Below are 26,529 nucleotides of genomic sequence, written 5' to 3' on the forward strand. Positions count from 1 at the left end.
GGGCAAGGCGGCCGCTGTGGCCGGCTCGCCCGCATCCCAGGTCTCTCGACGGACGCCCATGACTGCGGTCAACCTGCTGGATTTCGACCTCGACGCGCTGACCGCCTGGTGCGAGCAGCTCGGCGAGAAGCGCTTCCGCGCGGTCCAGCTGTTCCGCTGGGTCCACCAGCGCGGCGCGTCCGACTTCACGCAGATGAGCGACCTGGCCAAGAGCCTGCGCGGCAAGCTGGCCGAGCAGGCGGTCGTGCAGCCCTTGCCGGTCGTCTCCGAGCACCGCTCGGCCGACGGCACGATCAAGTGGCTGTTCGACGTCGGTGACGGCAACGCCGTCGAATCCGTCTACATCCCCGAGGACGACCGCGGCACGCTCTGCGTGTCGTCCCAGGCCGGTTGCGCCGTGGGTTGCCGCTTCTGCTCGACCGGGCACCAGGGCTTCTCTCGCAACCTCTCGACCGGCGAGATCCTTGCCCAGCTCTGGTATGCCGAGCACACGCTGCGGCGCGAGCAGGGCACCGCCGTCGGCGACCGCGTCATCACCAACGTCGTGATGATGGGCATGGGCGAGCCGCTGCAGAACTACGGCGCGCTGGTGCCGGCGCTGCGCGTGATGCTCGACGACCACGGCTACGGCCTGTCGCGCCGGCGCGTGACGGTGTCGTCCTCCGGCGTCGTGCCGATGATGGACCGCCTGCGCGAGGACCTGCCGGTGGCGCTGGCCGTGTCGCTGCATGCCGGCGACGACCCGTTGCGCGACGTGCTCGTGCCGCTCAACCGCAAGTACCCGCTGGCCGAACTGCTCGGCGCCTGCCAGCGCTACCTGACCCGCGCCCCGCGCGACTTCATCACCTTCGAGTACTGCATGCTCGACGGCGTCAACGACAGCGATGCGCAGGCGCGCGCGCTGCTCGAACTGGTCGGTCCGCGCGGCCCTGTTGGCCGCGTGCCCTGCAAGTTCAACCTCATTCCCTTCAACCCCTTCCCGGCCTCGGGCCTGAAGCGCTCGCCAAATGCGCGCGTGCAGGCCTTCGCCCAGATCCTGATCGACGGTGGGCTGGTGACGACGGTGCGCAAGACCCGTGGCGACGACATCGACGCGGCCTGCGGTCAGCTGGCCGGCGAGGTGCAGGACCGCACCCGCGCCCACGAGCGCATGACCCGCGCGCCGATCCGCATCGTGCGCGATGCCGCGAGCGGCGCGGCGCCGGTCGATCCGGCTGCGTCGGCATGAACGTTTCCTTCCCGAAGGCCGCCGGCCCCAACGCCTGTTGTTCGGACCTGGCAGGCTGGCCCGACAATCGCGCCACCATGCCCAAGCGACTCCTGCGTGTCTGCCTGGCCGCCGCTGTGGTGGCCGGCTTCCTGGTCGGCCTGCCCGGCTGCACCACCACCACCGAGGTGGTCAACACCAGCGTGGGCGACACCCGCCAGGCGACCCCACCGGCCGGCACGAACAGCGCGCCGAGCACGACGCAGGCGGGCGCGCCGCGGCCGGACCTGGTCACCGCCTCCGACGAGACCGACGTCGCCAAGCGCTCGCGCATCCGCCTTGAACTGGCGGCGGCCTACTTCAGCCAGGGCCAGGCCGGCACGGCGCTGGACGAGGTCAAGCGGGCGTTGCAGGCCGACTCGAACAACGGCGCGGCCTACAACCTGCGCGGCCTGATCTACGCCAGCCTGTCCGAGGACGCGCTGGCCGACGAGAGCTTCCGGCGTGCGCTGGCGATCAACGCCGCCGATGCCGACGCGTCCCACAACTACGCCTGGTACCTGTGCCAGAAGCGCCGCTACCCCGAGGCGCGGCGCTACTTCGAGCAGACGCTGGCCCTGCCGCGCTACCGCGACCCGTCCAAGACGCTGCTGGCGCAGGGTGTCTGCGAGGCCCGCGCCGGCGATCTGGCCGCTTCCGAGCGACTGCTGGCGCGCGGCTTCGAGCTCGACACCGGCAACCCGGCGATCGCCTACAACCTGGCCGAGGTGCTGATGCGCCGAGGTGACCTGGATCGCGCGCGGTTCTATGTCCAGCGGCTCAACGGCGACAGCAACCTGTCGAGTGCCGAGACGCTGTGGCTGGCCGCCCGCATCGAACATCGCCGCAACGACCTGGCTGCCACCGAAGACCTCGGCCGGCAGCTGCGCAACCGCTACCCCGGTTCGCGCGAGAGCGCTGCGTTTGAACGAGGCCTATTCGATGAGTGAAGCGACGCCGTCCACGCCCGCCACGCCGGACGTGCCGCCCAGCGGCAGTGCCGGTGCGATGCTGCGCACCGCGCGCGAGCGCCGCGGGCTGGAACTCGATCAGCTGGCGCTGCTGCTGAAGGTGCCGGTGCGCAAGCTCGAGGCGCTGGAAGCCGATCGACACGAGGAACTGCCGGGCATGGCCTTCGTGCGCGGCCTGGCCACCTCGATCGCCCGCCAGCTCGAGATCGACCCTCAGCCGGTGCTCGCCGCGCTGCCCAGCGTCGGCGTCGCGCCGGTCGCGCTGGAGTCGGTCACGCGCGGGCTGGCAACGCCTTATCACGAGCCCATGGGCGGTCATCGCCTGACCCAGTGGCGCCACTGGCTGCGCCCGAACCTGCTCGCGCCGATCGCGCTGCTGCTGCTGGCGCTGCTGGTCTGGCAGGCACCGCCGGCGGCGAGCTGGCTGCCCGAGGGGCTCGTCGCGGCCTGGACGGGGCTGAAAGGACGCCTGTCCGGCTCCGCATCGCCCGACGGCACGACGGTGATCGAGGCGCCGGTGGCCGTCGATGCGGCCGCCAGCAGCGGCATGGCCTCCGCCGATGGTGGCGACAGCGGCGGCGCGGTCGCGGTCTCGGGCGCACCGAGCGCGGTCATCGAGACCGTGCACTCGGCGCCTCGCGAGGACCTGCAGCCGGTGCCGGTCGCCGCGCCGGCGTCGGCCAGCGGCAAGGCCGGTGCCAAGGCGACGGCTCCGGCGGCCGCAGCCAGCGAGCCCGCACGCGCGGCCTATGCCCGCACCGTCGTGCTGCGCACGCGCGCCGAATCCTGGATCGAGGCCCGTGACGCCGCCGGTGCCATCCTGCTGTCGCGCATGCTGCCGGCCGGCGAGACGGTCGGGCTCGAAGGCAGCCTGCCGATCCGGCTGAAGATCGGCAATGCCGAAGGCACCGAGGTGCTCTTCAAGGGCGCGCCGGTCGACCTCGCGCCGCTGACCCGCGAGAACGTCGCCCGGGTCGAACTCAACTGATGGGTAGCCGCATGGCCAACGAGATCTCGAAGACCGACCTGGACCTCGACCGCGAGCCGATCGCGCTCGGAGAGCCCGCACCGCGCTGCAGCCTGCAGGCCCGCGTGGTCTGGGGCGAGCGCGTCGTGACCATCGGCGGTGATGCGCCGGTGCGCGTGCAGTCGATGACCAACACCGACACCGAGGACGTGATCGGCACGGCCATCCAGGTCAAGGAACTGGCGATCGCCGGCTCCGAGCTGGTGCGCATCACGGTCAACACGCCCGAGGCGGCGGCTGCCGTGCCGGCGATCCGCGAGCAGCTCGACCGCATGGGCATCGACGTGCCGCTGGTGGGCGACTTCCACTACAACGGCCACCGCCTGCTGACCGACTTCCCCGAGATGGCCCAGGCGCTGTCGAAGTACCGCATCAACCCCGGCAACGTCGGCAAGGGCGACAAGAAGGACCGCCAGTTCGCGATGATGGTCGAGGCCGCCGTCAAGCACGACAAGGCCATCCGCATCGGCGTGAACTGGGGCAGCCTGGACCAGGAACTGCTGGCCCGCCTGATGGACGAGAACCAGCGCCGCGCCCGGCCCTGGGAGGCCCGCCAGGTCATGTACGAGGCGCTGATCCAGTCGGTGCTGGAGTCGGCCGCCGCCGCCGTCGAGCTGGGCATGAACCCGGCCCAGATCATCCCGAGCTGCAAGGTCAGCGGCGTGCAGGACCTGATCGCGGTCTACCGGGCCCTGCGTCCGCGCTGCGACTACCCGCTGCACCTGGGCCTGACCGAAGCCGGCATGGGCACCAAGGGCACGGTGGCCTCGGCCGCTGCGCTGTCGGTGCTGCTGCAGCAGGGCATCGGCGACACCATCCGCGTCAGCCTGACGCCGCAGCCCGGCGAAGCCCGCATCCAGGAGGTCGTGGTCGCCCTGGAGATCCTCCAGGCGCTGGGCCTGCGCAGCTTCGTGCCCAGCGTCACCGCCTGCCCGGGCTGCGGCCGCACGACCAGCACGACCTTCCAGGAACTCGCCAAGCAGATCGACGACTTCCTGCGCGCCCAGATGCCGGTCTGGCGGGTGCGCTATCCCGGCGTCGAAACCATGAAGGTCGCGGTGATGGGCTGCATTGTCAACGGCCCCGGCGAGAGCAAGCATGCCGACATCGGCATCAGCCTGCCCGGCACCGGCGAGGCCCCGGCCGCGCCCGTGTTCATCGACGGCGAGAAGGCCCTGACGCTGCGCGGCGAGGGCATCGCCACCGAGTTCCAGGCCATCGTCGAGCAATACATCGAGCGCCGCTACGGCGCCGCAGCGGCACACGCCTGAAGCCGGCACCTGACCCGCTGGCGGCGGCTCGATGCCGCCGCTTTCACTTGGACGAGAAGACATGAGCGAGAAGATCCAGGCCGTCAAAGGCATGAACGACATCCTGCCGGCCGGCCTGCCGCGCAAGGAGAAGCTGCCCGATTCGGCGCTGTGGCGCTGGTTCGAGACCACCGTGCAGGCGGTGCTCTTGCGCCACGGCTACCAGTACCTGATGACGCCGATCGTCGAGCCGACCGCGCTGTTCGTGCGTGGCATCGGCGAGGCCACCGACATCGTCGAGAAGGAGATGTACTCCTGGACCGACGCGATGAATGGCGACCGCCTGACGCTGCGCCCGGAGATCACCGCCGGCATTGTGCGCGCGATGGTCGAGCACAACGCGCTCTACAACGGACCGCTGCGGGTCTGGGGCATCGGGCCGGTGTTCCGCCACGAGCGGCCACAAAAGGGTCGCTACCGCCAGTTCCACCAGCTCGACGTCGAGGCGCTGGGCTTTGCCGGCCCGGACGTCGATGCCGAGCTGATCCTGATGGTCCGCCAGCTCTGGCACGCGCTCGGCCTGAAGGTCGGCGACGGCCCGGACTGCCATGTCCGGCTGGAGCTCAACAGCCTGGGCCAGCCGGCCGAGCGTGCGGCGCACCGGGCGGCGCTGATCGCCTACTTCGAGTCGCACGCCGACCAGCTCGACGAGGATGCGCGGCGTCGTCTGCACGGCAACCCGCTGCGCATCCTCGACAGCAAGAATCCGGCGATGCAGGCGCTGGTCGAAGCCGCGCCGAAGCTGCAGGCTCACCTGGGCGAGGAGTCCAGGGCGCACCTGGCGGCCGTCTGTGCGGTGCTCGATGCCGCCGGGCTGCCTTACCGCATCAACCCGCGGCTGGTGCGCGGTCTGGACTACTACAACCTGACGGTGTTCGAGTGGATCACCGAGCAGCTCGGCTCGCAGGGCACGGTCTGCGGCGGCGGGCGCTACGACGGCCTGTTCGAGCAGCTGGGCGGCAAGGCCACACCGGCGATCGGTTTCGGCCTGGGCATCGAGCGCCTGCTGCTGCTGCTGCAGGAGCTGGGCGTGCCGGTGCCAGGCGCGCAGCCCGACGCCTACGCCGTCCTGCCCGACCTGTCCGGGCTGCCGCAGGCGATGGTGGTGCTCGACCAGCTGCGCGCCGCCGGCCTGACCGTGCAGATGCACGCGGGCGGCGGCTCCTTCAAGTCGCAGTTCAAGAAGGCCGATGCCAGCGGCGCGCGATTTGCGCTGGTCTTCGGCACCGACGAGCTGGCCCAGGGCATGGTGGCCGTCAAGCCGCTGCGCGAGGGCGGTGGCGCCCAGCGCCTGTGCCCCCTGGACGGGGCCTCCGCCTGGGCCGCCGAGCTGCAGGCCGGCGCAGGCCTGCCCGCATAATCTTGGGTTCGGTCCGGCGCCCGGACCGACCTCCTTCCATTCACCGGTGCGTGCGGCTGCGGCTGCCGCACCGGTGCCGCAATCCGAACGTCCCTCAGGCACTGCATGGCCACGCACCTCGACCTCGAAGAACAGGAACAGATCGATCAGCTCAAGCACTTCTGGAAGCGCTGGGGCAACGTCATCAGCTGGGGCCTGGTGCTCGTGCTGGGCGCCTATGCCGGCTGGAACGGCTGGCAGTGGTGGCAGCGCGACCAGGCCAGCAAGGCCAACGGCATCTACGACGAGGTCGAGCGCGCCGTGCTGGTCGGTGATGCCGACCGCGCCGGCAAGGTCTTCGAGGACCTGAAGTCGCGCTACCCCGGCACGCCGATCGCCGGCCAGGCTGGCCTGCTGACCGCCAAGGTCCAGGCCGACAAGGGCCAGGCCGAGGCCGCCCGCGCCACGCTGGCCTGGGTTGCCGACAAGGCCAGCGTGCGCGAGTACCAGGTCGGTGCGCGCCTTCGACTGGCCGCGCTGCTGCTCGACGCCGGCAAGGCCGACGAGGCGCTCAAGTCCCTGCCGACCGACCTGCCCGAAGGCTACGAGGCCCTGGTGGCCGACCGCCGTGGCGACATCCAGGTCGCGCTGGACCAGAAGGCCGATGCCATCAAGTCCTACGAGCAGGCCTACAAGGCGATGGACCCGACGCTGGACTACCGTCGCCTGATCGAGGCCAAGCTGATCGCGCTGGGCGCCGCCCCGGCGGCCGACGCTGCCGCGTCCGGAGCGCAGCCGTGAGGTCGCTGACCCGCGCCGCGTGCGCTGCGGCCGTGATGGCGGCGGCGGCGCTGCTGTCCGGCTGCGGCTCGTCGCCGCCCAAGCCGGCGCCGCTGGAGGTCGTCACGCCGCGCATCGCCGGCAAGCAGGTCTGGCGCCAGAGCCTGGGCGGCGCGCCACTGCCGGGCCTGAGCGTGGCGGTGCAGGGCGACCGCTTCATCGTCGCCTCGCGCGACGGTGTGATCCTCGCGCTGGACGCCTCGACCGGTGCCGAGCGGGCCCGCATCGCGGTCGGCGAGCGGCTGACCGCCGGCGTCGGCAGCGACGGCCGTTTCCTGGCGGTCGTCGGCGCGAGCAACGACCTGATCGTGCTCGAAGGCGGCAAGGTGCGCTGGCGCAGCCGGCTCGGCTCGCGCGCGGTGACCGCGCCTCTGGTGGCCGGCGAGCGTGTCTTCGTGCAGCGCGTGGACCGCACCATCGAGGCCTACGACGTGCTCGACGGTCGCAAGCTGTGGAGCCTGTCGCGCAGCGGCGAGCCGCTGGCACTGGCCCAGCCGGGCGTGCTGCTGCCCTTCAAGGACACGCTGCTGGCCGGGCAGGGCGCCCGCCTGCTGCAGATCGACCCGCTGCTGGGCACGCTGCGCCAGGAACTGGCCCTGCCGGCCCAGCGCGGCACCAACGAGGTCGAACGTCTTGCCGACCTGGTCGCGCCGGCGGTGCGCAGCGGCGAGGTGCTGTGCCTGCGCGCCTTCCAGTCCTCGGTCGGCTGCGTGCAGGTCGAACGCAACCAGCTGCGCTGGAGCCGCAACTTCGGTGGCTACCAGGGCGTCGCCGCCGATGCCGACGTGCTGGTCGCGGCCGATGGCAGCGACCGCGTCAGTGCCTGGAAGGCGTCGACCGGTGACCTGCTGTGGAGCCACGAGCGCCTGCGCAACCGCGGCCTGAGCGCGCCGCTGATCAGCGGCAGCACGGTGGTCTTCGGCGACTTCGAAGGCTGGCTGCATTTCTTCGGCCGCGAGCGGGGCGACAGCCTGCTGCGCCTGCCCACCGACGGCAGCGGCATCGCCGCGCCGCTGGTGCGTTCGGGCACCACGCTGCTGGCCATCACCCGTTCGGGCGGCGTCCACGCCTTCCGGCCTGAATGAGCGCGCGCGTCGCCGCGGGCTTGCGAGAGAGAACACCATGAAACCGGTCATTGCCCTCGTCGGACGACCCAACGTCGGCAAGTCCACCCTGTTCAACCGACTCACCGGCAGCCGCGACGCGATCGTGGCCGACTACGCCGGCCTGACCCGCGACCGCCACTACGGCGACGGCAAGGTCGGCCGGCAGGAATTCATCGTCATCGACACCGGCGGCTTCGAGCCGGAATCGACGGCGGGCATCTTCAAGGAGATGGCCAAGCAGACCCGCCAGGCCGTCGCCGAGGCCGACGCGGTGATCTTCGTGGTCGACGTGCGGGCCGGCCTGTCGGCCCAGGACCACGACATCGCGCGCTACCTGCGCGGTGCCAACAAGCGCGTGCTGCTGGCGGCCAACAAGGCCGAGGGCATGCAGGAATCGCCGTTGCTGGCCGAGTTCTACGAGCTGGGCATCGGCGATCCGCACCCGATCTCCTCGGCCCACGGCCAGGGCATCCGCAGCCTGATCGAGGCCGCGCTCGAGGACTTCATCTCGCCCGATGACGAGGACGACGATGACGCCACGTCCGACGAGGACCGGCCGGTCCGGCTGGCGGTCTGTGGCCGTCCCAACGTCGGCAAGTCCACGCTGATCAACACCTGGCTGGGCGAGGAACGGCTGGTCGCCTTCGACCTGCCGGGCACGACGCGCGACGCCATCACCGTGCCCTTCGAGCGCGACGGCAAGCGCTACGAGATCATCGACACGGCCGGCCTGCGTCGCAAGGGCAAGGTGTTCGAGGCGATCGAGAAGTTCTCGGTGGTCAAGACGCTGCAGGCCATCGGCGATGCCAACGTCGTGCTGCTGCTGATCGATGCGCTCGAGGGCGTGTCCGACCAGGACGCGCACATCGCCGGCTACATCCTCGAGTCAGGTCGCGCGGTGGTCATCGCGGTCAACAAGTGGGATGCGATCGACAGCTACCAGCGCGAGATGCTCGAGCGCTCGATCGAGTCGCGCCTGTCCTTCCTGAAGTTCGCGCCGATCGTGCACATCTCCGCCAAGCGTCGCCAGGGCCTGGGCCCGCTGTGGCAGGCGATCGATGCGTCGTGGGCCTCGGCCACGCGCAAGATGCCGACGCCGCAGCTGACGCGCCTGCTGCAGGATGCGGTGTCCTACCAGCAGCCCAAACGCGCGGGCGCCTTTCGCCCCAAACTGCGATATGCGCACCAGGGCGGCCAGAACCCCCCGATCGTGGTGGTCCACGGCAATGCGGTCGAGCACGTCACGGACGTCTACAAGCGCTACCTCGAAGGCCGCATCCGCGAGCACTTCAAGCTGGTCGGCACGCCCCTGCGCATCGAGATGCGAAGCTCGCACAACCCCTTTGCAGACGAAGAACGCTGAGGCCTGAAAAGGCCTGCCATGTCTCTGTGACCGGGCGATGGCCGGGGCCCGCGATGGGCGGAAACCCTGTGTTATGGTCCAGTCTTCCGAACTTTTCAACACGGAGAATATCGTGAGCAACAAAGGGCAACTCCTGCAGGATCCCTTCCTGAACCTGCTGCGCAAGGAGCATGTGCCGGTGTCGATCTACCTCGTCAATGGCATCAAGCTTCAAGGCCACATCGAGTCCTTCGATCAATACGTGGTCCTGCTGCGCAACACGGTCACCCAGATGGTCTACAAGCACGCGATCTCCACCGTCGTGCCGGGGCGTCCGGTGAACTTCCACCCGAACGACACCCCGGAAGCCTGAGCCATCCAGCTGCCCCCGACCGGTACCCTCCACTCCCAGATTCTTCGATCATCTTGACCGACACGGAAGTTGTCGCATGTCCTCGGGCTGTGCTCGTTGGCGTCGACCTGGGTACCGGTTCCTCCTTCGACCCGACCCTCGATGAATTGGCGCTGCTGGCCGAATCGGCCGGTGACGAGCCGGTGGCTCGGCTGATCTCGCGCCGCAAGGCGATCGATGCCGCGCTCTACGTGGGCAGCGGCAAGGCCGACGAGATCAAGGAACTCGTCGTGCTGCACCAGGCTCACTGCGTGATCTTCGACCAGGCCCTGGGCCCGGCGCAGCAACGCAACCTGGAGCGCCACATCGGCGTCGAGGTGCTCGATCGCACCGGCCTCATCCTCGAGATCTTCGCTGCACGTGCCCGCAGCCACGAGGGCAAGCTACAGGTCGAGCTGGCCCGGCTGCAATACCTCGCCACGCGACTGGTTCGACGCTGGTCCCACCTTGAGCGCCAGCGCGGCGGCTTCGGCCTGCGCGGGGGACCGGGCGAGACCCAGATCGAGCTGGACCGCCGCATGATCGATGCGCGCATCAAGTCCGTGAAGGAGCGCCTGGCCAAGGTCAAGCGCCAGCGCAACACGCAGCGCCGCTCGCGCGAGCGCCATGGCACCTTCCGGGTCTCGCTGGTGGGCTACACCAACGCCGGCAAGAGCACGCTGTTCAACGCGCTGGTCAAGGCCCGTACCTATGCGGCCGACCAGCTGTTCGCGACGCTCGACACGACCACGCGGCAGATGTACCTCGAAGCGGCGCAGCGCAGCGTCTCGCTGTCCGACACGGTCGGCTTCATCCGCGACCTGCCTCACGGACTGGTCGAAGCCTTTCAGGCTACGTTGCAGGAAGCCGCCGAGGCTGACCTGCTGCTGCATGTCGTCGACGGTGCCAGCCCGACCTGGCTGGAGCAGGTGCAGGAAGTCCAGCGCGTGCTGCGCGAGATCGGTGCGGACGACCTGCCGCAACTGCTGGTCTTCAACAAGCTCGACCTGATCGATGAAGAGGCGCGACCGCGCCACACCGCCGATCACTACGAACTGGAGCCCGGCCGCGTCGTGCCGCGACTGTTCATCAGCGCTGCCGCCGGCGTGGGTCTTGCCGACCTGCGTGCAGCCATCGCGCAGGCCTCGATCGACGCCGACAACCCGCGCGATGCGGGCCCGGCGGATGTCCGCTTTACCCGGATCGACGAGGCGATGGAACCTCCAGATGAAGTGCCGCTCGAAGCTGCGCCCGAGGACCTCGCGGAACGCGAGCCCGAGGATGCAAACGATGTCGAACATCGTTCCCGCCCACGCGCTGCCTGATCGCCAGCCATTAGCATTCAGCCCATGACATCCATGCCCCTTTCCATGAGCCTGGGAACCCGGCTGGCCCGGACGGCCGCTGCCGCCCGCGCCCTGCTGGCAGGCGCCGGCCGCCGCGCGCTGAACCTCGCCGGCGTCGGCCTGATGGCCAACGGTCGCAACGACGGCCCGCCTGATCTCGACGAGCTCTGGCGCGACTTCAACCAGAAGCTCGGCGGCCTGTTCGGAGGTCGCAACCCTGGCAACCGCGGCGGGGGCGCAGGCGGTGGCGGCGGTGACCCGTCGGACGCCCGCATGCTGGGCATCGGTGGTGGCCTGATCGCCGGCATCGTCGCCCTGCTGTGGCTCGGCAGCGGCTTCTTCATCGTGCAGGAAGGCCAGCAGGCGGTGGTCCTGACCTTCGGCCGCTACGCTCGCACGGTCGACGCCGGCATCCAGTTCCGCTGGCCCTATCCCTTCCAGGCTCACGAGACGGTCTCGGTTACCCAGACCCGCTCGACCGAGGTCGGCCGCAACAACGTCGTTCAGGCAACCGGTCTGCGTGACTCGTCGATGCTGACGCAGGACGAGAACATCGTCGACATCCGGTTCACGGTCCAGTGGCGCCTCAAGGAGGTCAAGGACTTCCTGTTCGAGAACCGCAACGTCGAGGAGGCCGTGCAGCAGGCCGCCGAATCGGCCGTGCGCGAGATCGTCGGCCGCAGCAACATGGACTCGGTGCTGTACGAGCAGCGCGACGCCATCGCGGTCGACCTCGTCAAGTCGATCCAGGCCCAGCTCGACCGCCTCAAGGCCGGCATCCTGGTGGTCAACGCCAACGTGCAGAGCGTGCAGGCGCCCGAGCAGGTCCAGGCCGCCTTCGATGATGCCTTCAAGGCTGGCGCCGACCGGGAGCGCCTGAAGAACGAGGGCCAGGCCTACGCCAACGACATCCTGCCCAAGGCGCGCGGTGCCGCCGCCCGCCTGAACGAGGAAGCCCAGGGCTACCGCGCCCGCGTGATTGCGCAGGCCGAGGGCGATGCCGAACGCTTCCGATCGGTCCTGACCGAGTACCAGAAGGCGCCGGCCGTGACCCGCGACCGCCTCTACATCGACACGATGGCCCAGGTGTACGCCAACGTGACCAAGGTGATGGTCGATTCGCGCAGCAACGGCAACCTGCTGTACCTGCCGCTGGACAAGCTGGTCCAGCAGACCGCGCCGGCCAGCAGCGCGCCGACGCTCAATGCACCGGTGCCGCCGACCGTCGAGACCGCGCCCGCGCCGGTCACCGACGTGCGTTCCCGTGACGGCCAGCGCAGCCGCGACGGCCGCTGAGCCCGAGCCCACAAGGATCCGTATCCATGAATCGAATCGGACTCATCGTCGTTGGCGTGCTGCTGGTCCTGATGACCGCCATGTCGACGCTCTTCGTGGTCGACCAGCGCTTTGTCGCAGTCGTCTATTCGCTCGGCGAGATCAAGGAAGTCATCGCCGAACCGGGCCTGAAGTTCAAGCTGCCACCGCCGCTGCAGAACGTCATCCTGATCGACCGCCGCACCCAGACGCTGGACAGCCCGGAGACCCGACCGATCTTCACGGCCGAGAAGCAGAGCCTGGTGATCGACTGGCTGGTCAAGTGGCGCATCGTCGAACCGCGCCAGTTCATCCGCAACACCGGCATCGACCTGCGCAATGCCGAGGCACGCCTGACGCCCATCGTGCAGGCCGCGTTCAACGAGGAAGTGACCAAGCGCAGCGTGCGCTCGATGCTGTCGGGCGAGCGCGAGAAGGTCATGCAGGACGTGATGGCACGCATGGCCGATGACGCCAAGAACTTCGGCATCGAGATCGTCGACGTGCGCATCAAGCGCGTGGACTTCGCCTCGACCGTGACCGAGTCGGTCTACCGCCGCATGGAGTCCGAGCGCAAGCGCGTCGCCAACGAACTGCGTTCGCAGGGCTCAGCAGAGGGCGAGAAGATCCGCGCCGATGCCGACAAGCAGCGCGAGGTGATCCTCGCCGAGGCCTACCGCGACGCCCAGAAGCTCAAGGGCGAGGGCGATGCCAAGGCGTCGGCCCTGTATGCCGATTCCTTCGGGCGCGATCCGCAGTTCGCGCAGTTCTATCGCAGCCTCGAGGCCTATCGCTCCAGCTTCCGCAGCAAGAGCGACGTGATCGTGGTCGACCCGGGCAGCGAATTCTTCAAGGCCATGCGTGGTTCGCCGGGCGGTGCACCGGCGGCGGCGCGAAAGTGATCGGCCGGCCCACCGGGCGGTCGATGATGTGCCGGGCCCTGCCATGAGCGAGACGCTGCTGGCAGCGCTGGCGCTGATGCTGGTCTTCGAGGGGCTGCTGCCCTTCCTCAGCCCGCAGCGCTGGCGCCAGGTCTTCGAACAGGTCCTCAAGCTCCAGGACGGCCAGATCCGTTTCTTCGGACTCTGCAGCATCCTGATCGGCCTGTTGCTCTTGGCCGTCACCTGAGCCGGGCGCCTCCGCGGGGCTCGCGCTTCCCTCCATTCCCCGCGCCGGTGTCGGCCGGCAGCAAGGTGCCGGCCGCTAGAATCCGTCGTTTTGAGTCCACGAAACGCCATGTCCTCAGCTTGGCTGCTGCCCGAGCACATTGCCGATGTCCTGCCGCATGAAGCGCGCCGCATCGAAGAACTGCGCCGCCTCATGCTCGATGCGGCGCGAGCCCATGGCCATGAGCTGGTCATGCCGCCGCTGCTCGAACACATCGAGTCGCTCTTGTCGGGCACCGGGCATGCGCTCGACCTCAAGACCTTCAAGCTGGTCGACCAGCTCAGCGGCCGCACCCTGGGTGTGCGCGCCGACACCACGCCACAGGTCGCCCGCATCGATGCCCACCTGCTCAATCGCGTCGGACTGACCCGTCTGTGCTACTGCGGCCCGGTGCTGCACACCCGCCCGAGCGGCCTGCATGGCAGCCGGGAACCGCTGCAGTTCGGTGCCGAGACCTACGGTCATGCCGGCCTGGAGGCCGATCTGGAGATCATCGAGCTGGCGCTCGACTGCCTCGGTCGTGCTGGCATCGGCGGGCTGCTGCTGGACCTGTCGGACGCCCGCCTGCTGCGCGGTGTGCTGTCCTGTGGCGAGGTCTCGGCCGAGACCCGCGCGGCGGTCGAATCCGCCATGGCCGCCAAGGATCGCACCGCCATCGAGGAACTGGGCGACGCGCTGCCGGTGACTGTGCGCAACGGTCTTCTGTCACTGGTCGAGCTCTACGGTGGCGCCGACCTGCTGGCCCAGGCCCGCACCCGCCTGCCCGACGTGCCACTGGTGCGTGCCGCGCTGGACGACCTGGAATGGTTGGCGCGTCACTTGCACGCGCTGCAACCCGAGCTGTCGCTGGGTTTTGACCTGGGCGACATGTCTGGCCAGAGCTACTACAGCGGTGCCCGCTTCGCCGTCTACGGACGCGGCTGCACCGATGCGCTGGCCCGAGGCGGCCGCTACGACGACGTGGGCGCGGTGTTCGGCCGCAAGCGTCCCGCGGTGGGCTTCAGCCTGGACCTGAAGGCGGTGGTGGGTGGCGTCGGTTTCGATGGCCGTCGCGCCGCGATCCGCGCGCCCTGGAGCGAAGACCCCGACCTGCGCGCCGCCGTGCGCCGTCTGCGCCGAGATGGCGAGACGGTGGTGTGCGTGCTGCCGGGCCATGAACACGAGGCCGATGAATTCGACTGCGACCGCGAGCTGGTCGCCGAACAAGGCCGGTGGTGCGTGCGGGCCCGCTGAACGCGTGCCGGCCTCACCGAAGATTCCCCTTTCGATCGGATGTTAGAGATGGATACACGCAGTGCCGCGTCGGGCCGCAACGTTGTCGTGGTCGGCACCCAATGGGGTGACGAGGGCAAGGGCAAGGTCGTCGACTGGCTGACCGACCATGCCGCCGCCGTGGTGCGCTTCCAGGGCGGCCACAACGCCGGCCACACGCTGGTGATCAACGGCAAGAAGACGGCGCTGCAGCTGATCCCGTCGGGGATCATGCGCGAGGGCGTGGCCTGCTACATCGGCAACGGCGTGGTGGTCGACCCGGCCCACCTGATGCTCGAGATTGAGCGTCTCGAAGCGGCCGGCCTGAACGTGCGTTCGCGCCTGTACATCAGCGAGTCCTGCCCGCTGATCCTGCCCTTCCACGTCGAGGTCGACCGGGCCCGCGAGGCGCTGCGCGAGTCCAGCGGCGCTGGCAAGATCGGCACGACCGGCAAGGGCATCGGCCCGGCCTACGAGGACAAGGTCGCACGCCGTGCGCTGCGGGCCCAGGACCTCAAGCATCCGGAGCGCTTCGCCAGCAAGCTCAAGGACCTGCTGGAACTGCACAACCACGCGCTGTCCGGCTTCCTGAAGGGCAACACGCTGGCGTTCCAGCCGATCTACGACCAGGCGATGAAGCTGGCCGAGCAGATCAAGCCCATGCTGGCCGATGTCGGCGTGCGCATCCACGCGACCAACGTCGGCGGCGGCAGCGTGCTGTTCGAGGGCGCGCAGGGCACGCTGCTCGACATCGACCACGGCACCTATCCCTATGTGACCTCGAGCAACTGCGTGGCGGGCAACGCCGCAGCGGGCTCTGGCGTCGGTCCGGACAAGCTGCACTACATCCTGGGCATCACCAAGGCCTACACCACCCGCGTGGGCAGCGGCCCCTTCCCGACCGAACTGTCCATCGACGATGCCGGCAGCGTCGGCCACCACCTGTCGACGGTTGGTCAGGAGCGCGGCACCGTGACCGGGCGTGCCCGCCGCTGTGGCTGGCTGGATGCGGCGGCGCTGAAGCGTTCGATCCTGATCAACGGCATCTCGGGCCTGTGCATCACCAAGCTCGACGTGCTCGACGGCCTGGCGGAGATCAAGATGGGCATCGGCTACAAGCTGCGCGGCGAAACCATCGACATCCTGCCGCTGGACGCCGACGACATCGTCGCCGCTGAGCCGATCTACGAGACCTTCCCGGGCTGGAACGACACGACCGCCGGCGTGACGAGCTGGGACAAGCTGCCGCTGAACGCGCGCCGCTACCTCGAGCGGGTGCAGGCCTTCATCGGTGCGCCGATCGACATGGTCTCGACCGGTCCGGACCGCGACCACACCATCCTGCTGCGTCATCCGTACAAGGCCTGAGCCGCACCCCGTGCCGGCCGTGGTCCCATGCGACCGGACCGGCATGTCTCCCGAAGAACTCCGCTGACGAGGTAAAGACCGATGCTCACCGACGATGGCAAGCACCTGTATGTGTCCTGGGACGAGTACCACCTGCTCACCGAGCGCCTGGCGCTCAAGGTGCACAACTCGGGCTGGGAGTTCGACCAGATCCTGTGCCTTGCGCGTGGTGGCATGCGGCCGGGCGACGTGCTGTCGCGCGTGTTCGACAAGCCGCTGGCGATCATGTCGACAAGCTCCTACCGAGCCGAAGCCGGCACGATCCAGGGTCGTCTGGACATGGCCAAGTACATCACCATGCCCAAGGGCGAACTGGCTGGTCGCGTCTTGCTGGTCGATGACCTGGCCGATTCGGGCGTGACGTTGCAGGCGGTGGTCGAGCGGCTGCGTGGCATGCCGGCGATCCGCGAGCTGAAATCGGCCGTGCTGTGGGTCAAGGGCGTGTCGAGCTACGTGCCCGACTACTACGTCGAGATGCTGCCGACGAGTCCATGGATCCACCAGCCCTTCGAGGAATACGACGGCCTGCGGCCTGACGGACTGGCGCGCAAGCTGTCGGTCTGATCGAAGAATGGCCGGATCAGGAGATGAAAACGCCCGGCACGCCCGGGCGTTTGTCTTGAGCGGGCCAGCGATACGCTGGGCATGTGTTCCAAGGGAGTCCCAAGGGAGCCTCGCATAACTTGCCGGATCGACCGACATGCGCAACGATCTCGTCATGCTCATTCAGCGCTTCGATCTTGCCGTCCGCAAAACAAAACGGCCGACAGCTTGTGGCTGTCGGCCGTTTGATGATGGTGCCCAGGAGAGGACTCGAACCTCCACGGAGTTACCCGCTAGTACCTGAAACTAGTGCGTCTACCAATTCCGCCACCTGGGCTTGACCTGTCGTTTTCTTGTTCTTTTTCTTCTGTCTTTCTTTCGTTGATTGCTGCTGTGTTGCAGTGATCAACCGAGAAAGAAAGTGTAGCATCCATCGAATTCGAAAAGCAAGAGGTATTGTTTGAACGCCACACTCATGAGTGAGATCGAGGGCACGGTGCAGGGGCACCGCGATGGACACGGGTTCGTGATCCGGGAAGACGGGGAGCCAGACATTTATCTGGCACCGCAGGAGATGCGGGCGGTGCTGCACCGTGACCGCGTCAAGGTCCGGGTGATCCGCCTGGACCGCAAGGGGCGGCCAGAGGGCCGCGTGCTGGAGATCATCGAGCGCAAGCGCGCACCGATCATTGGCCGGCTGCTGCTCGAGGGCGGCGCGTGGATCGTGGCGCCGGAAGACAAGCGCTACGGCCAGGACATCCTGATTCCGAAGAACGCGACCGCCAAGGCCGAGGCTGGCCAGGTCGTCGCGATCGAGTTGACCGAGCCGCCGTCGCTGTATTCGCAGCCGGTGGGCCGGATCACCGAGGTGCTCGGTGACATCGACGATCCCGGGATGGAGATCGAGATCGCGGTGCGCAAGTACGAGGTGCCGCATCGCTTCTCGACCGAGACGCTGGCGCAGACCGCCAAGCTGCCCGACCGCCTGCGGGCTGTCGACCTCAAGGGCCGCGTCGACCTGCGCGACGTGCCGCTGGTGACGATCGACGGTGAGGACGCCCGCGACTTCGACGACGCCGTCTATTGCGAGCCCGCCAAGGTCGGACGCGCCAAGGGCTGGCGTCTGCTGGTGGCGATCGCCGACGTGAGCCACTACGTCAAGCCGGGCGAGGCCCTCGACGGCGACGCCTTCGAGCGCGCCACCTCGGTCTACTTCCCGCGCCGGGTCATCCCGATGCTGCCGGAGAAGCTGTCCAACGGCCTGTGTTCGCTGAACCCGGACGAGGAACGCCTGTCCATGGTCTGCGACATGCTGGTCGACCCGATCGGCGAGGTGCAGGCCTACCAGTTCTACCCGGCGGTGATCCTGTCGCACGCGCGCTTCACCTACAACGAGGTGGCCGCGATCCTCGCCAACACGCGCGGACCCGAGGCCCGCAAGCGCGCGGCGCGGGTCAACGACCTGATCAACCTGCACGAGGTCTATCGGGCCTTGCTCAAGCAGCGGGCGACGCGCGGTGCGGTCGACTTCGAGACCACCGAGACCCAGATCGTCTGCGACGACAACGGCCGCATCGAGAAGATCGTGCCGAGAACGCGCACCGAGGCGCACCGCCTGATCGAGGAAGCGATGCTGGCGGCCAACGTCTGCGCCGCCGACTTCATCCACGGCGCCAAGCACCCGAGCCTCTTCCGGGTCCATGAAGGCCCGACGCCGGAGAAGCGCCAGACGCTGCAGAACTACCTGCGCTCGATGGGTCTGGGCTTCGTGCTGAGCGAGGACCCGAAGCCTTCCGAGTTGCAGACCATCGCGCAGCAGACGCGCGACCGGCCCGATGCGGCGCAGATCCACCAGATGCTGTTGCGCGCGATGCAGCAGGCCATCTACACCCCCACCAACAGCGGCCACTTCGGACTCGCCTACGAGGCCTACACGCACTTCACCAGCCCGATCCGGCGCTACCCGGACCTGCTGGTGCATCGCGTGATCAAGGCCATCCTGGGCGGCAAGAAGTACACGATCGACCTGCCGCGCCCGCCCAACACGGGCAGCGACCGGCGCGGCCTGGCCCAGGCGGCCAAGAACGCCAAGGCCGCGCGCGAGCAGGAGTCGCATGCGCACCTCAAGCCCGCCAAGGGCGGTGCGGCGAAGTTGTCGCAGGCACAAGGCAACTGGGAAGCCGCCGGCATCCATTGCAGCGCCAACGAGCGCCGCGCCGACGAGGCCTCGCGTGACGTCGAGGCCTGGCTCAAGTGCAAGTTCATGCGCGACCGCCTCGGCGAGGAATACGCCGGCACGATCAGCGCGGTCACCAGCTTCGGCCTGTTCGTGCAGCTCAACGACCTGTACGTCGAGGGCCTGGTGCACATCACCGAACTGGGTGGCGAGTACTACCGTTTTGACGAGGTGCGACAGGAACTGCGCGGCGAACGCACCGGCGTGCGCTATGCCGTCGGTGGCCGCATCCGCGTGCAGGTCAGCCGGGTCGACCTGGACGGCCGCAAGATCGACTTCCGGCTGGTCCGCGAAGGCGGTGCGACGGCGCCCGGTGCGTCGCAGCGCAGCCCGCGCGAGCGCACGCCCAAGACCGGTGGTGCTCCCAAGGCGGGCAGCGCGCAGGACGAACTGGCCAGCGTGCAGGAGACCGATCGCGAGGTCCGCAAGGCCGCGCGCAAGGCCGCCGGCAGCGCGACCCGCAAGGCCCGACCGGCCAAGGCGTCCAAGGCCGGCAAGGGCAAGGCGACCGCAGCGGGCAAGGGCGCCAGCGCGGCCGCCGGCGATGGCAGCGCGGTCACGCGCAGCGCCAAGCCGCGTCGATCGCGCAGCTGAGCGATCGGCCGATCGGGCGCGGGAGCCGCCGCCTGATCAGCCGCGTGGTCAGTCGCGTGATCGGCCGCGTGATCAGCCGAGGTGACCCGGGCCGCGCCGCCTGAGCGCGTCGCCCAGTCCGCTTGCCAGCCAGGAGGCTGGCAAGGCCTCGCCCGACAGGCTCATCGACTGGGCCACCCGGCCGTGCAGGTCGACCGCCGCGCGGGTTGCCAGCGTTGCGCACCTGTTGGCGTCGATCCTGTCGGCATCGCATGACGCGGCGGCCGCGCGGCTCCACAAGGCGCCCAGCGCACCGGCCAGCACGTCGCCGCTGCCGGGCGTCGCCAGGGCGGCGTTGCCACTGCCGTTGATCGAGGGCACCGCGTCATCCTGAGGTCCGCAGACGATCGTCCCGGAACCCTTGAGCAGCGCCGTGCAGCGGTAGCGGCTGGCGAGCGCGCGCGTCGCGGCCAGACGGTCACGCTGGACCTCGGCGATCGTGCAGCCGAGCAGCCGTGCGGCTTCGAGTGGATGCGGCGTCAGCACGCTGGGCAGGCCCTGGTGGGCGCGCGCCAGCAGGCCGGCCTGCAGGACGGCATCGGTGGAGACGGCGTTCAGCGCATCGGCATCGAGCACCAGCCGCGCACTGGCCGACAGCAGTTCGCCCAGGCGCGCGGCGATGGCCGGACCGCCACCACATCCGGCCACCACCGTGCTGCGTGCCAGTTCCGCCGGGTCGGCGCGGCGGCCCACCATCAGCTCGGGCTGCCCGGGGTCAAGGCAGAGTCCGGCGGCGTCCAGACGGTCAACGTGGACACGGCCGGCACCCAGATGCAGGGCGGCCCGGGCCGCGAGCCAGGCCGCGCCCTGCATCGCGGCATCGCCACCGACCACCCAGAGGTCGCCGACGCTGCCCTTGTGCTGACGGTGCGGACGCGGCTGCAGCAGCGTCGACAGGGCCTCGCCCCGCTCCAGGCGGGCCTGCGCCGGCACGTTCGCGACCTGCGCGAGCGACGCCGTGTCGAGGTCATGCCACCACAGTTCCCCGACCGCGTCGCGCCCGTCGCCGGTGAACAGGCCGGGCGACGGACTCAGCAGCGCCAGCGTGGCATCGGCACGCACGATTGGCGCCCTGCGTCCTTCGCGGCGCTCGGGCCAGGTGCCGGTGTCGCCATTCAGGCCGGACGGCAGGTCGACGGCCAGCACGCGGGCCGCGCCGGCGGCGAGTGCCTCGATCAGCCGTGCCAGATCGCCGTCGGCCGGCCGGTTCAGGCCGCGGCCGAGCAGGGCGTCGATGACGATCGTGTCGGCGTCGGCTTCGGCCAGCGTGGCGCAGAGCGCGTCGAGCGTGGTCGCGGTGCTGGCCGTGTCGATCGGCGCGATCGCGACACCGGCCGCCTCGGCCCGCAGCCGCGCGGCATGCGCATCGGCCGGCTGCGCGGCGCCCCGGCCCAGCCAGAACAGCGCCAGGTCCAGGGATGGATGGCTTGCCCGCAGCCTGGCCGCCGCCTCGAAGCCATCGCCGCCGTTGTTGCCCGGGCCGGCCAGCACGATCACGCGGTGGGCATGCGGCGCCAGCGCCCGCGCCAGCCGGGCCACCGCCAGGCCGGCCGTCTGCATCAGTCGATGCGGAGGCAGCGTGGCGGCGAGCGCGCGTTCGAGCGCGGCGGCATGGGCCGCGTCATGCAGGTCGATGGACGTCGTGTCGTCCGTCGGGGGCAGCAGCCGTCGCGGCGCGGCATCGGGCGTGAACGCAGGCTGGGGCATGCGCCGATGCTAGCGAGGGATCAGCCTGGCAAGGGCGTCGGCAAGGCAGGCTGCAGGGACGCCGGCCAGGCGACGTTCCACTGCGCCGGCGTGACCACCTGCACGCCGTGCGGGCGGGCGCGCTTGGCGAGCTTGAGCAGCGCCCGGTCGCGGCTCAGCAGCCAGGGGATGCGCCGGTGCAGCGCCAGGTCGATGAAGACCTGGTCATCCGGATCGACGCTGCGCAAGCGCATCGGCCAGGGCAGCGGCGGCGGTGACTCGACCGGCTGCATCCAGCGCGCGACGGCCTCGAGCGCGCCCGCACGACGCTCGTCCCAGCGCTGCAGGTGGGCATGGGTGCGCAGGCGGTCGAGCACCTCGATGGACTCCTCGCGCATCGCCTCGGTCGCCAGCCAGGCGAGGCGGCCGGACATGACGGCCGCGCCCAGGGCGAGCGTGTCGTCGCTGCGGAAGACCAGCCAGTCCAGCACGACGTTGGTGTCGATCACGACCGGCACCGGCGCGACGGGCGACGTCGCCGTGTTCATCGGACCTGCCAGCGCGACAGCGCGAAGGGCACCGTGTCGATCGAGGGCTCGCCCTCGGAGATCTGCTCGGCCAGCAGCCGGGCGCTGCCGCAGGCCAGGGTCCAGCCGTGCGCGCCGTGGCCGACGTTGAGCCAGACCCCGGGCATCGGCGCCGGCCCGACGATGGGCGGACCGTCCGGCAGCATCGGCCGTGCGCCTTGCCAGATCTGCGGCGAGCGGCGGTCGGTGGCATGGCCGAACCAGCGGTCGAGCGCGCCGTAGAGCGGTCGCAACGCCTCGTCCGAGCCGGCCGCGCCGCGATCGCCCAGGGTGTAGCCGCCGGTCACGCGCAGGCGTTCGCCCAGGCGGGTCAGCGTGATGCCGTCGCGCGCGTCGATCACGCCGGATTGCAGCGCCAGGCTGTCGGGCCGCAGCCGCAAGGTCAGCGACTGGCCCCAGACCGGCATCAGCGGGATGCGCACGCCCACGCCCTGCAGCAGGCCGGTGTCGGCACCGCCGCACAGCACGACGGCATCGTGGCGGACGACGCTTTCGGCCATCGGGCTGGGCTCTCCGGCCAGCCGCATGCGACCGGCCGGGCGGCTGGCCAGCGTCAGCTCGACGCCGTGGCCGTCGCCAGCCGGCCGGATCGCGCGGACCTCGCTGCCCAGCCGCAACGGCACGCCATGCCGGCGCACCAGGCCGTCGCGCAGGCGCTGGATCCACAGCCGGCAGTTGCCCACCGCGTCCAGCGGCAGCAGCAGGCCGCCGGCGATGTCGCTCGGACCGAGGTGCGGCTCGATCTCGCGGCATTCCTGTGGACTCAGCTCGCGCGCCGACCAGCCCAGCTCGCGCAGCATCTGTGCATGGCGATGGGTCGGTGCCAGCTCGCTGGCGTGGCGCAGCAGCACGAGCACGCCGGGGCTGCGCTCGTAGTCGATGGCGAAGTCGCGGCTGATGCGGTCGAGCCGGCGCATGCTGAGCAGGGCCAGTTCGGTCATCGCGCGCACGTCGTCGCCATGGCCGCGACGGCTGGCGCGCCACCAGCGCCACAGCCATCGGTAGGCGGCCGGTGACTGCATCGGATGCCAGCGCAGCGCCGCCGAGTGGTGGCGCAGGCCACGCCAGAGCCAGCGCCGCAGGCCCGGGGCAGCGGCCGGCGACACCAGGCCCGGCGTCAGCAGGTTGGCGTGGGCGAAGCTGGACGCCTCGGCAACGCCGTCGTGGCGGTCGTAGACGACGACCTCGTGGCCCATCTCGACAAGCTCGCACGCGCTCGCCATGCCGGCCACGCCGGCGCCGATCACCGCGATGCGCATCAGGCGCTCCGGGCGACCGCGTCGCGCAGGGTGGCCTCGACCGCGAGCGCGGCATCGAGCAGGACATCGTCGTCGCCATGTCCGGCCCACAGCATCAGGCCGACCGGCGCGGCATCGGCGGGAACGGGGGCAGGCAGGCTGAGCGCGCAGCCGTCGAACAGGTTGATCACGGCGGGGTTGCGCAGCAGCGCGGCGTTCAGGTCGAAGAAGGCGTCGTCGTCGTCGACCACCATCTCGGCGATCGACGGCGCAGGGCGGGCGTGGGTCGGCGCCAGCATCACGTCGACATCGGCGATCTGGGCGCGCAGCCGGGCGATCCAGTCAGACCGCAGGTCGCGCAAGGCCGCCAGCGTCGCGGCGTCGATCGCCTGCCCGCGCAGGATGCGCGACAGCACGCGCGGGTCGTAGTCGGCGGCATGGACGTTCAGGTGCGGCGCGTGCCAGGCCCAGGCCTCGGCGGCCGTGATGCCGCCGCGTTCGGTCAGGCGCGGCAGATCGGCGAGCGTGTCCAGGTCAAGTTCCACCAGCTCGGCGCCTGCCGAGGACAGCGCGTCGAGGCTGCATTGCCAGGCCGCGCCGATCGACGGCTCGATCGCATCGAGGAACAGGCGCCGGGTCCAGCCCAGCCGCAGGCCGCGCACCGGCCGGCCAGCCAGCGCGACGCGGCGATCGGCCAGGACCTCGTGCAGCACGATGGCATCGCGCACGCTTCGGGTGATGGCGCCGACGGTGTCGAGGCTCGCAGACAGCGGCACGCTCCCGGCCAGGGGCACGAGCGTCTGGCTGCACTTGTATCCGACCAGGCCATGCAGCGCGGCGGGGATGCGCAACGAGCCGCCGGTGTCGCTGCCCAGGGCCGCCCAGCTCGCGCCACTGGCGACCGACACGGCGCCGCCGGAGGTCGATCCGCCCGGCACGCGGCCGGCCAGCCCGAGCCGTGCCAGCGCCACGTTGGCCGGTGTGCCGGTGTGGGGGTTGATGCCCACGCCCGAGAACGCGAACTCGGTCATCTGCGTGCGGCCGATCAAGGCCGCCCCGGCCGCACGCAGGCGGGCCACGGCGGGTGCGTCGAATGAGGCTGGGCGTCCCTCGTTCAGCCAGGTCGAACCGGCACTGGTCACCTGGCCATGGACGTCGAACAGGTCCTTGATGCTGACGGCCAGACCGGCCAGTGCGCCGGGATCGGCGCCGTGGACGATGCGTTCGTCGGCCCGCCGAGCGGCGGCGCGGGCCTCGTCAAGGTCGAGCAGCACGTGGGCGAGGGCGGCCTCGGGCGCTTGCGCGCGGCGCATCGATGCGTCGAGGTGGTCGACCGCGGTGACGCGCCGCGCCAGCACCTCGGTGCGGGCGTCGACCAGATCGGGGGAAGCAGGGGCTGGACCGGGCGGGCAGGGCGCCTGCAGTGGATCGGGCTCGGGACGGCTCTTCACGGCTGCTATACTCTTTGGGTTTTTTCGTGAACACCTTCGACTGGGTCGTGATGACCGGGTCGGCAGGTGCAGCGTCAAGACGACTTGTGTCTCAAACGCGAGTCCGGCAGCTGAACTGGATAGGCCAGCGAAGCGAACTGAAGGTGTTGCGACTGCAGAGGATGCGGGCAGCGACGGCGGAGAAATCCTTGTCGTGTGTGCCGCGTGTTTCTCTTGTCACTGCGTGCAATTCGAGCCGGATTCTAGATCCAACCTTTGGAGCAACCATGTCCTTCACCATGCGTGACATGCTGGAAGCGGGCGTCCATTTCGGACACCAGACGCGCTTCTGGAACCCCAAGATGGCCCCGTTCATCTTCGGCCACCGCAACAAGATCCACATCATCAACCTCGAGAAGACGGTTCCGCTCTTCCACGAGGCCACCAAGTTCGCCCGCCAGCTGGCTTCGCGCCGCGGCAACATCCTGTTCGTCGGCACCAAGCGCCAGGCGCGTGATGTCGTCGCCATGGAAGCGGCTCGCGCCGGCATGCCCTATGTCGACCAGCGCTGGCTCGGCGGCATGCTGACCAACTTCAAGACCGTCAAGGGTTCGCTGAAGAAGCTCAACGAGATGCAGGCCATGGTCGAGGCCGGCACCCAGCCGTCGATCAAGAAGGAAGCGCTGATGTTCCAGCGCGAGATCGACAAGCTGCAGAAGGACATCGGCGGCATCGCCGCGATGAACGCGCTGCCTGACGCGCTGTTCGTCATCGACGTTGGCTACCACAAGATCGCCGTCGCCGAAGCCCGCAAGCTGGGCATTCCGGTCATCGGCGTGGTCGACACCAACCACTCGCCCGAAGGCATCGACTACGTCATCCCCGGCAACGACGACTCGGCCAAGGCCGTGGCGCTGTATGCCCGCGTGATGGCAGACGCCGTGCTCGAAGGCAAGGCGAACTCGGTCAATGAAGTGATCGAGGCCGTGGCCTCCAACGGCGACGAGTTCGTCGAGGTCAACGACGCCGCCTGAGTCCTTCGGGACCGGTGAGCAAGGGGCTGCTACAGCCCCTTTTTTTCGAGATTTCTTGACGGTCGCAACGGTTGCGGCCGCAACGTGACAGGAGTTGAACGATGGCTGCAATCACCGCCAGCATGGTCGCCGAACTGCGCGCCAAGACCGACGCCCCGATGATGGAGTGCAAGAAGGCACTGACCGAGGCCGAGGGCAACATGGACAAGGCCGAGGAGATCCTGCGGGTCAAGCTCGGCAACAAGGCCAGCAAGGCCGCCAGCCGCGTGACGGCCGAAGGCGTCATCGCCGCAGCAGTCAACGGCGACGTCGGCGCGCTGGTCGAGGTCAACTGCGAGACCGACTTCGTCTCGAAGAACGACACCTTCCTGAGCTTCGTGCAATCGGTCGCCCAGCTGGTCGCCGACCACAACCCGGCCGACGTGGCCGCGCTGTCGGCCCTGCCGCTGGCCATGGAGGACTTCGGCCCGACGGTCGAGGACGTGCGCAAGGGCCTGATCGGCAAGATCGGCGAGAACATGTCGATCCGCCGCTTCAAGCGCTACGCGGGCGGTGGCCAGCTGGCCCACTACCTGCACGGCGTGCGCATCGGCGTGGTGGTCGAGTACACCGGCGACGGCGCGGCAGCCAAGGACGTGGCGATGCACGTCGCGGCCATGAAGCCGGTCGCGCTGGCCCAGGCCGACGTGCCCGCCGACCTGATCGAGAAGGAGCGCTCGGTCGCCACGGCCAAGGCTGCCGAGTCGGGCAAGCCGGCCGAGATCGCCGCCAAGATGATCGAAGGTTCGGTGCAGAAGTACCTCAAGGAGGTCTCGCTGTTCAACCAGCCCTTCGTGAAGAACGACAAGCAGACCGTCGAGCAGATGCTCAAGGCTGCGGGCACCTCGGTGGCCTCGTTCACGATGTTCATCGTGGGTGAAGGCATCGAGAAGAAGCAGGACGACTTCGCGGCCGAAGTGGCCGCCCAGGTCGCCGCCGCCAAGGGCCAGTAAGACGGTCCCGGACCGGTCCCGACGGGCCGGTCCCCAGGCCGGGGCGGTGACGCCTTGGCCTACACTCGAACGCTGTTTTTGCCACCCCCGAGG

Annotated in this window: 23 protein-coding genes and 1 tRNA gene; 19 read left to right on the plus strand and 5 right to left on the minus strand. The window is 69.6% G+C overall.

What is annotated here, in order from left to right:
• The first annotated feature begins 58 nt into the window (after positions 1 to 58).
• From rlmN to Q8X39_RS05835, 16 genes are all read left to right on the plus strand, one after another.
• Positions 59 to 1,228 carry a dual-specificity RNA methyltransferase RlmN gene (rlmN, locus tag Q8X39_RS05760; RefSeq protein WP_305748681.1) on the plus strand — a complete coding sequence of 390 codons (1,170 nt, stop codon included), beginning with the start codon at positions 59 to 61 and terminating at the stop codon, positions 1,226 to 1,228.
• Positions 1,229 to 1,305: 77 nt separating this feature from the next.
• On the plus strand, positions 1,306 to 2,196 hold the full coding sequence (gene pilW, locus Q8X39_RS05765; protein WP_305748682.1) for a type IV pilus biogenesis/stability protein PilW: 891 nt from the start codon (positions 1,306 to 1,308) through the stop codon (positions 2,194 to 2,196).
• Positions 2,189 to 3,205 carry a RodZ domain-containing protein gene (locus Q8X39_RS05770; protein WP_305748683.1) on the plus strand — a complete coding sequence of 339 codons (1,017 nt, stop codon included), beginning with the start codon at positions 2,189 to 2,191 and terminating at the stop codon, positions 3,203 to 3,205. Before pilW ends, Q8X39_RS05770 begins: the two co-directional genes overlap by 8 nt.
• Before the next feature lie 11 nt (positions 3,206 to 3,216).
• A complete protein-coding gene (ispG, locus tag Q8X39_RS05775) occupies positions 3,217 to 4,515 on the plus strand; it encodes a flavodoxin-dependent (E)-4-hydroxy-3-methylbut-2-enyl-diphosphate synthase (protein WP_407067971.1) in 1,299 nt (432 codons plus the stop codon).
• A 61-nt stretch (positions 4,516 to 4,576) separates the two neighbouring features.
• Positions 4,577 to 5,914, plus strand: coding sequence for a histidine--tRNA ligase (hisS, locus tag Q8X39_RS05780; protein WP_305748685.1), 1,338 nt, complete (start codon positions 4,577 to 4,579; stop codon positions 5,912 to 5,914).
• Between the two features lie 105 nt (positions 5,915 to 6,019).
• Positions 6,020 to 6,694, plus strand: coding sequence for a YfgM family protein (locus Q8X39_RS05785; protein WP_305748686.1), 675 nt, complete (start codon positions 6,020 to 6,022; stop codon positions 6,692 to 6,694).
• Positions 6,691 to 7,818 (plus strand): outer membrane protein assembly factor BamB, encoded by a 1,128-nt coding sequence (locus tag Q8X39_RS05790; RefSeq protein WP_305748687.1) that lies wholly within the window; start codon positions 6,691 to 6,693, stop codon positions 7,816 to 7,818. The genes Q8X39_RS05785 and Q8X39_RS05790 overlap by 4 nt, the downstream gene beginning before the upstream one ends.
• Positions 7,819 to 7,855: 37 nt before the next feature.
• Positions 7,856 to 9,202 (plus strand): ribosome biogenesis GTPase Der, encoded by a 1,347-nt coding sequence (der, locus tag Q8X39_RS05795; RefSeq protein WP_305748688.1) that lies wholly within the window; start codon positions 7,856 to 7,858, stop codon positions 9,200 to 9,202.
• Positions 9,203 to 9,314: 112 nt separating this feature from the next.
• The gene (gene hfq, locus Q8X39_RS05800; RefSeq protein WP_242615417.1) at positions 9,315 to 9,554 is read left to right on the plus strand and encodes an RNA chaperone Hfq; all 240 of its coding nucleotides are present in this window, start codon (positions 9,315 to 9,317) and stop codon (positions 9,552 to 9,554) included.
• 89 nt (positions 9,555 to 9,643) lie between these two features.
• The gene (hflX, locus tag Q8X39_RS05805; RefSeq protein ID WP_305748689.1) at positions 9,644 to 10,897 is read left to right on the plus strand and encodes a GTPase HflX; all 1,254 of its coding nucleotides are present in this window, start codon (positions 9,644 to 9,646) and stop codon (positions 10,895 to 10,897) included.
• Positions 10,898 to 10,942: 45 nt separating this feature from the next.
• A complete protein-coding gene (gene hflK, locus Q8X39_RS05810; RefSeq protein WP_407067966.1) occupies positions 10,943 to 12,214 on the plus strand; it encodes an FtsH protease activity modulator HflK in 1,272 nt (423 codons plus the stop codon).
• 26 nt (positions 12,215 to 12,240) lie between these two features.
• Positions 12,241 to 13,134 carry a protease modulator HflC gene (gene hflC, locus Q8X39_RS05815; protein WP_305748690.1) on the plus strand — a complete coding sequence of 298 codons (894 nt, stop codon included), beginning with the start codon at positions 12,241 to 12,243 and terminating at the stop codon, positions 13,132 to 13,134.
• A gap of 43 nt (positions 13,135 to 13,177) precedes the next feature.
• Positions 13,178 to 13,360 (plus strand): DUF2065 domain-containing protein, encoded by a 183-nt coding sequence (locus tag Q8X39_RS05820; protein WP_305748691.1) that lies wholly within the window; start codon positions 13,178 to 13,180, stop codon positions 13,358 to 13,360.
• 108 nt (positions 13,361 to 13,468) lie between these two features.
• Positions 13,469 to 14,632 carry an ATP phosphoribosyltransferase regulatory subunit gene (locus tag Q8X39_RS05825; protein WP_305748692.1) on the plus strand — a complete coding sequence of 388 codons (1,164 nt, stop codon included), beginning with the start codon at positions 13,469 to 13,471 and terminating at the stop codon, positions 14,630 to 14,632.
• A gap of 48 nt (positions 14,633 to 14,680) precedes the next feature.
• Positions 14,681 to 16,018 carry an adenylosuccinate synthase gene (locus tag Q8X39_RS05830; RefSeq protein ID WP_305748693.1) on the plus strand — a complete coding sequence of 446 codons (1,338 nt, stop codon included), beginning with the start codon at positions 14,681 to 14,683 and terminating at the stop codon, positions 16,016 to 16,018.
• Between the two features lie 81 nt (positions 16,019 to 16,099).
• Positions 16,100 to 16,621, plus strand: a complete 522-nt coding sequence (locus tag Q8X39_RS05835; RefSeq protein ID WP_305748694.1) for a phosphoribosyltransferase — start codon at positions 16,100 to 16,102, stop codon at positions 16,619 to 16,621.
• A gap of 231 nt (positions 16,622 to 16,852) precedes the next feature.
• On the opposite strand, the gene Q8X39_RS05840 is transcribed toward Q8X39_RS05835, so the two are convergent.
• Positions 16,853 to 16,937: transfer RNA gene (locus Q8X39_RS05840), tRNA-Leu, on the minus strand.
• A gap of 138 nt (positions 16,938 to 17,075) precedes the next feature.
• Between Q8X39_RS05840 and rnr the strand changes: the two genes are divergently transcribed.
• Positions 17,076 to 19,430 (plus strand): ribonuclease R, encoded by a 2,355-nt coding sequence (gene rnr, locus Q8X39_RS05845; RefSeq protein ID WP_305748695.1) that lies wholly within the window; start codon positions 17,076 to 17,078, stop codon positions 19,428 to 19,430.
• Between the two features lie 72 nt (positions 19,431 to 19,502).
• Here the strand turns inward: rnr and Q8X39_RS05850 are convergent, their stop codons facing one another.
• The 4 genes from Q8X39_RS05850 to Q8X39_RS05865 are packed head-to-tail and all read right to left on the minus strand — an operon-like array spanning position 19,503 to position 24,431.
• Positions 19,503 to 21,176: an NAD(P)H-hydrate dehydratase gene (locus Q8X39_RS05850; protein WP_305748696.1), complete on the minus strand. Its 1,674-nt coding sequence runs from the start codon at positions 21,174 to 21,176 to the stop codon at positions 19,503 to 19,505.
• Positions 21,177 to 21,196: 20 nt separating this feature from the next.
• The gene (locus Q8X39_RS05855) at positions 21,197 to 21,703 is read right to left on the minus strand and encodes a PIN domain-containing protein (protein ID WP_305748697.1); all 507 of its coding nucleotides are present in this window, start codon (positions 21,701 to 21,703) and stop codon (positions 21,197 to 21,199) included.
• Positions 21,700 to 23,001, minus strand: coding sequence for an FAD-dependent oxidoreductase (locus Q8X39_RS05860; protein WP_305748698.1), 1,302 nt, complete (start codon positions 22,999 to 23,001; stop codon positions 21,700 to 21,702). The genes Q8X39_RS05855 and Q8X39_RS05860 overlap by 4 nt, the downstream gene beginning before the upstream one ends.
• Positions 23,001 to 24,431 carry an amidase gene (locus Q8X39_RS05865; RefSeq protein WP_305748699.1) on the minus strand — a complete coding sequence of 477 codons (1,431 nt, stop codon included), beginning with the start codon at positions 24,429 to 24,431 and terminating at the stop codon, positions 23,001 to 23,003. Before Q8X39_RS05865 ends, Q8X39_RS05860 begins: the two co-directional genes overlap by 1 nt.
• 266 nt (positions 24,432 to 24,697) lie before the next feature.
• Here Q8X39_RS05865 and rpsB point away from each other — a divergent pair, with 266 nt between their 5' ends.
• Both rpsB and tsf read left to right on the plus strand, forming a co-directional pair.
• Positions 24,698 to 25,444 (plus strand): 30S ribosomal protein S2, encoded by a 747-nt coding sequence (gene rpsB, locus Q8X39_RS05870; protein WP_305748700.1) that lies wholly within the window; start codon positions 24,698 to 24,700, stop codon positions 25,442 to 25,444.
• 101 nt (positions 25,445 to 25,545) lie between these two features.
• Positions 25,546 to 26,436 carry a translation elongation factor Ts gene (gene tsf / locus Q8X39_RS05875; RefSeq protein ID WP_305748701.1) on the plus strand — a complete coding sequence of 297 codons (891 nt, stop codon included), beginning with the start codon at positions 25,546 to 25,548 and terminating at the stop codon, positions 26,434 to 26,436.
• Positions 26,437 to 26,529 lie beyond the last annotated feature (93 nt).

It is taken from the genome of Leptothrix discophora (assembly GCF_030705305.1).
GTDB lineage: Bacteria > Pseudomonadota > Gammaproteobacteria > Burkholderiales > Burkholderiaceae_C > Sphaerotilus > Sphaerotilus discophorus.

Coding starts and splice junctions, on each gene's coding strand:
- Q8X39_RS05785 (WP_305748686.1), top strand. CDS start 6,020: ATGGCCACGCACCTCGACCTCGAAGAACAGGAACAGATCGATCAGCTC.
- Q8X39_RS05770 (WP_305748683.1), top strand. CDS start 2,189: ATGAGTGAAGCGACGCCGTCCACGCCCGCCACGCCGGACGTGCCGCCC.
- Q8X39_RS05855 (WP_305748697.1), bottom strand. CDS start 21,703: ATGAACACGGCGACGTCGCCCGTCGCGCCGGTGCCGGTCGTGATCGAC.
- pilW (WP_305748682.1), top strand. CDS start 1,306: ATGCCCAAGCGACTCCTGCGTGTCTGCCTGGCCGCCGCTGTGGTGGCC.
- der (WP_305748688.1), top strand. CDS start 7,856: ATGAAACCGGTCATTGCCCTCGTCGGACGACCCAACGTCGGCAAGTCC.
- Q8X39_RS05850 (WP_305748696.1), bottom strand. CDS start 21,176: ATGCCCCAGCCTGCGTTCACGCCCGATGCCGCGCCGCGACGGCTGCTG.
- Q8X39_RS05830 (WP_305748693.1), top strand. CDS start 14,681: ATGGATACACGCAGTGCCGCGTCGGGCCGCAACGTTGTCGTGGTCGGC.
- rnr (WP_305748695.1), top strand. CDS start 17,076: ATGAGTGAGATCGAGGGCACGGTGCAGGGGCACCGCGATGGACACGGG.
- ispG (WP_407067971.1), top strand. CDS start 3,217: ATGGCCAACGAGATCTCGAAGACCGACCTGGACCTCGACCGCGAGCCG.
- Q8X39_RS05825 (WP_305748692.1), top strand. CDS start 13,469: ATGTCCTCAGCTTGGCTGCTGCCCGAGCACATTGCCGATGTCCTGCCG.
- hflC (WP_305748690.1), top strand. CDS start 12,241: ATGAATCGAATCGGACTCATCGTCGTTGGCGTGCTGCTGGTCCTGATG.
- Q8X39_RS05860 (WP_305748698.1), bottom strand. CDS start 23,001: ATGCGCATCGCGGTGATCGGCGCCGGCGTGGCCGGCATGGCGAGCGCG.
- Q8X39_RS05835 (WP_305748694.1), top strand. CDS start 16,100: ATGCTCACCGACGATGGCAAGCACCTGTATGTGTCCTGGGACGAGTAC.
- hisS (WP_305748685.1), top strand. CDS start 4,577: ATGAGCGAGAAGATCCAGGCCGTCAAAGGCATGAACGACATCCTGCCG.
- rpsB (WP_305748700.1), top strand. CDS start 24,698: ATGTCCTTCACCATGCGTGACATGCTGGAAGCGGGCGTCCATTTCGGA.
- Q8X39_RS05820 (WP_305748691.1), top strand. CDS start 13,178: ATGAGCGAGACGCTGCTGGCAGCGCTGGCGCTGATGCTGGTCTTCGAG.
- tsf (WP_305748701.1), top strand. CDS start 25,546: ATGGCTGCAATCACCGCCAGCATGGTCGCCGAACTGCGCGCCAAGACC.
- hflK (WP_407067966.1), top strand. CDS start 10,943: ATGAGCCTGGGAACCCGGCTGGCCCGGACGGCCGCTGCCGCCCGCGCC.
- rlmN (WP_305748681.1), top strand. CDS start 59: ATGACTGCGGTCAACCTGCTGGATTTCGACCTCGACGCGCTGACCGCC.